Below are 4,310 nucleotides of genomic sequence, written 5' to 3'. Positions count from 1 at the left end.
GGCGGCCCCCGCCTCGAGCCAATAGGCAAAGGAGAGTTGCCGCGTGCTCGTCGCCGCCGCGGCGGCGGCCTCGGCTGCCAGCCGCGCGCGCTCGCCCGCCAGCTCGAACGCGGGATCCAACTCGGCGGCCCTGCGCAAGGCGCGCGCTGCCTCGGCGTAGTCGCCGGCATCCAGCGCCTCGGTGCCCCGGCCGAAGGCGAGCAGTGCGCCAAAGTCCCGCGTCGCCAGGTTAAGCACGCGCTCCCATTCGGGGGCACTCAGATCCACCCCCAGCCTGCGGAACACGCTGAGCGCCAACTGCTTCTCGAGGTCGAGCGTCTGTGCTGGCACGCTCGTGGCCGAGAATTGCGTCACCGCCGCGTCCCGCCCGCCCACGCCCTGGATGGAGGCCGACAGCGTGAGCCGCTCGCTCCCTCCGGTGATCCACCCCTGCACAGCCAGCTCGGCGCCCAGCAGCCGCGCCGCCCGCGCGCCCGCGGCCTGGTCGATGCGGCCGCGGGCGGCCAGCCCCATCTCGGCGAGCAGGCTCTGCACCCGCTCGGGCCGCACCACCGTGAGCCCGCTCGCGCGCGCCAGGTCCGCCGCCAGCACTTCGGAAACGGCGCGACCCAGCGGCCGGAGCAGCGGGTCGACATCGGCGTAGAGGAAGGGGAACACCGCCACCGTCCGTGGATCGGGCGGCGCCCCGATCAACTCCGGCTCGCGCGCCAGGGCGGACCGCGCCGCGCTCCTCAGCTCGAGCCGCTCGATCACCGGCAGGCGGCGCCGCAGCTCGCGGGCCAGCCGTTCCGAGTCCGCGGAGGCGATGTAGCGCTCGTAAAGCGAACGGGCCTCGGGGTACAGCCCGAGGTCCTCGTACGTCAATCCGAGAAGGAAGGTCGCGCCGGCATCGGCCGGGTCGCGTCGCAGCAGCAGCTCGAGTAGCCTCCGCGACTCCTCGAGCCGCGCAGCGGAGTGGTAGGCCGAGGCCAGCCGGAAAACGGCATGGAGATCCGAGGGGCTGCGGTTCAGGTGGGCCCGCAGCGCCGGCACCTCCTCTGCCGCTGGCGGCGCCCACAGTCGGTCGACCCGGGATTCGCGCAGCACGCCACAGCCGGCCGCGAAGAGCGCGGCGCCCGCCAGCCAGCCCGCGTCGACTGCGCGTACCCGCGCCGCGCGGGCAGAAGCTTCGAGTTCCGGCCGCCAGCTCCGAGCCGCGAATTGGCGCATAAGTTGAGGGTACCAAGGCACTTGCTCAGGGTCAAGCCCGCACGAGTGCAGCCCGGGGTCGTGCGCGGCCCGCCGGTTGCAGCGAGAGGCCGGCGATACGGCTGGAGGCACGACCATGCACAAGCCCAGGAGAAAGCGGGCCCGGCTGCTCGAGCTGCTGCGCGCGCTGGATGTTGTCCGGCGCCGCGTCGGGCTGCGGGGCGCAACCGTTCTGGGCGCACTGGCCGGGCTCAGCGCCGCGGCCGCGCTGCTCGACCGCTACGGCGGCGGCGCGGATGTGGATGCCCTGCTGGCCTATGCCCGAGCCGCACGTACGCCTCCGGACACGCTGATCTTCATGGGCGGGTACCACGGCCTGAGGAGCGGCCGCGCCGAGCTGCGCGTCGGCGGCGGCGGGCAGGCGGTGCCGGTTACCTGGCTGGGCACTCGCCTGCACGCCCGTCTCCCGCTCGAACTGTACACCATGCTGGTCGACGGTGCGCCGCAGCCCACCCACTACGGCGAGATCGCGTCCTACGGCGCCACGCGCGTGTTCGACATCTTCCATGCCAAGCTGCCCGACCTCGCGCCTCCGTTCGCCCTGCACATCAACGAGCGCTTCGATTTCCTCGACGACCCCATCTACGCGAGCGCTGGCCCGGGCCTGACGCTCGAGATCCTGCCTCACGACTACCGGCTGCGCGACGTCGCCGACGCGTATATTTACCTGGGCACCGCGCGGGGCACCGAACCCGTGAAGTAGAAGCCTGCCCCGGAACGTGTCATGCCGAGCGGAGACCAGAGCCTCTGGCGCTGGCTGGAGTCGAGGGACCTCGGTTGGTGAGCTCGTGCCCTTCAAGCGGCGCGGCCTTCGCACCCCTTACGCCGCAACCCATTCTGGAGGCGGATCCCATGCCCACACTCAAGCTGCGCATCTCAGGCATGCGCCACGCCGATGAAGAGCGCATCAAGCAGGCGCTGGAAGCGGAGCCCGGCGTCTACGGCGTGGAGGCCAGTCACGAGTCCGGCTGCGCCGACGTGGACTATGAGGACGACGAGGTGGCTATCGACCGGCTGATCGAGCTTATCCGGGCCGTCGGCTTCGAGGCCGAGCTGGCCGGCTAGACTCGGGGCGCTAGCAAGCCCTCCACCGTGAACGGTTCCCGGAACCGCCAGGGCTCGCCGCCAGGGAAGATGGCCCTCAGAGCGCGAAAAGCCGCGCCAGCGGCAGCCGGAAGCCCGGGAGCACGTCGCCGCCCTCGAGCACGTCGTCGCCCCGCAAGAGCTGGATCTCGCGCAGCGAGCGGTAGACCGTCACGCTGCGCGAATCCGGATCGACGACCCACACCAGGCGAGCGCCGCGGTCCAGGTATTCCGTGACCTTCTCCAGGATGTCACTCGCGGAGTTCGAGGGCGAGAGGATCTCCACCGCTAGGTCCGGGGCCACGTGCCAGAACCCCTTGCCGTAGCCCTGTGCCGGTATGCGATCCCGGACGTAGAAGCAGAGGTCGGGGCCACGCACCGTCCCAGGCTCTTCGTACAGGACCACTCCCATCTCATCGAAGACGGCGCCCAGGCCGCTTCCCTCCACGAACTCGGCAAGGTGGCGGTTCAGGATGCTCGCCACCCGCGCGTGCAGCGGAGCCGGACGCGGCTCGCGCACGATCCAGCCGCGCACCAGCTCGAGCCGGTAGAGCTCGTTCTCAGGCAGCCGCTCGAACTGCTCGACCGTCAGCGGCCGCTCGGGGTCTCCCGGGATGGGACGGGCCATCGATGCTCCTGCCAATCGCCTATGCCAGGGCCAATCTACGAGCCGCTTACGATTTTGCCATGGCGGGATAGGCCAGGGCAAGGAGCTCGAGAGGCATGAGGGGCTTTCGCCCGCTGATCGACGGATTCCTCACACCAACTCCGCGTGAGGAATACGTTGCCGTGCTTGTGCAGCAGCGTAGTAGTGTTGTGCCGTCCTACCCGCCGCATGCGTCCGGCCGGAGCGTACGAGTCGCCCTGGCGGTCTCCCCCGTGGCCAGATCCGTCACGCTGACCGCGAAATCGGCGCCGCGCGCTCCGAGCTCGGGCAGCAGCAGCTCGAACCAGTCCACGGCCCGGTCCCCGGTCACGGCCAGCTCGCGCTCGAAGGAAAGCTTTGCGTCCGGCTCGCGTCTCACCGGATCGTGCAGCCCCCAGAGCGAGAGCACCCGCAGGATCACGTTTTCACCCGGCGCCCTGCCCGCGTTCACGGTAACGCGGTAGCGGGCGATCCCCTCCCGCAGGGTAAGTCCGTAAATCTCGAAGATGGCGGCCAGTCGCCGGTCATGCGGCAGCGCGAGACAGGGGAGTGGCTCGAATGCCAGGTCATGGCGGCTGCGCGGCTCCGCCCGGAGCGGCGCCGCGGAGGTGGCGAGCAGCAGGTCAGACATGCGCAGCCGCGCAGCCGAGTAGGCGCCGACATCGAATTCGCCGCGGCTGACGGCGGCGGCATCACCGACAGCGGAGGCAGCTTCGATGGAGTAGCTGTAGACGCCGGGCGGCAGCACAATCCGGAAGCTGAGCCGTCCGTCCGCCATCGGGCCGTGCTTGATGCGCTTCGCGAGAGGCCCGGCCACGCCGCGGCGGAAAATGAAGAGCCCGCCGGCTAGTGAATCGTCCGCCGCGGCAACGAGCGCCTCGACCGGCGCCCTGGCGTAGACCTCGACCTCATGCCGCGTCGAATCGGCAGCGCGGAAGCGGGCGAGCTGATGTGGTACCTCGCCCACGCGATGGAACGGCGGCCGGAACGTCGTCGGCTGGAGAGCCTTCGCCTCCTCTGACACCGCGTAGCTGATCGAGGCGAACATATGCCGCACGCCGCTGAAGCCCAACTTCTTCTCGAAGATGAAGCTGGGCCGCTCCGGGTCGTAGTTCCAGAAGATCCAGCGGCCGCCGCCGTGGAGCAGGTTCACCATGTGGCCCTGGCTGGGATCTGAGGGACGCGCCAGCAACTGATCATTGCGCGGGATCTGCCAGACCGTGGCCGGGCGGCCGTAGCGCACCAGGATCTGCCCGCGGTCGCTGGCCCAGCCGCGGACCCCGGTTTGCGGCTCGCCGAACAACAGCTCGGCAAGCGCCACCCGGGCGTAGTG

At 70.4% G+C, this 4,310-nt stretch carries 5 protein-coding genes; 2 read left to right on the top strand and 3 right to left on the bottom strand.

Annotated features, from left to right (window positions below):
* Positions 1-1,209, bottom strand: a 1,209-nt coding sequence (locus tag HY703_05070; protein MBI4544547.1) for a hypothetical protein, incomplete at its 3' end; no start/stop codon positions are given.
* A 115-nt stretch (positions 1,210-1,324) separates the two neighbouring features.
* On the opposite strand from HY703_05070, the gene HY703_05065 reads away from it, so the two are divergent.
* Both HY703_05065 and HY703_05060 read left to right on the top strand, forming a co-directional pair.
* Positions 1,325-1,951, top strand: coding sequence for a hypothetical protein (locus HY703_05065; GenBank protein ID MBI4544546.1), 627 nt, complete (start codon positions 1,325-1,327; stop codon positions 1,949-1,951).
* Positions 1,952-2,100: 149 nt separating this feature from the next.
* Complete coding sequence (locus HY703_05060; GenBank protein MBI4544545.1) at positions 2,101-2,313, top strand: heavy-metal-associated domain-containing protein; 213 nt, start codon at positions 2,101-2,103, stop codon at positions 2,311-2,313.
* 76 nt (positions 2,314-2,389) lie between these two features.
* On the opposite strand, the gene HY703_05055 is transcribed toward HY703_05060, so the two are convergent.
* Positions 2,390-2,959, bottom strand: a complete 570-nt coding sequence (locus HY703_05055) for a Uma2 family endonuclease (protein MBI4544544.1) — start codon at positions 2,957-2,959, stop codon at positions 2,390-2,392.
* Positions 2,960-3,155: 196 nt separating this feature from the next.
* A partial coding sequence (locus tag HY703_05050) for a hypothetical protein (protein ID MBI4544543.1) occupies positions 3,156-4,310 on the bottom strand: 1,155 nt, incomplete at its 5' end.

This window comes from Gemmatimonadota bacterium, assembly GCA_016209965.1.
GTDB lineage: Bacteria > Gemmatimonadota > Gemmatimonadetes > Longimicrobiales > RSA9 > JACQVE01.
This window is presented reverse-complemented; position numbering and strand designations above follow the sequence as displayed.

Excerpts from the sequence above, each read along its gene's own strand:
- HY703_05055 (MBI4544544.1), bottom strand. The coding sequence starts at position 2,959 with ATGGCCCGTCCCATCCCGGGAGACCCCGAGCGGCCGCTGACGGTCGAG.
- HY703_05065 (MBI4544546.1), top strand. The coding sequence starts at position 1,325 with ATGCACAAGCCCAGGAGAAAGCGGGCCCGGCTGCTCGAGCTGCTGCGC.
- HY703_05060 (MBI4544545.1), top strand. The coding sequence starts at position 2,101 with ATGCCCACACTCAAGCTGCGCATCTCAGGCATGCGCCACGCCGATGAA.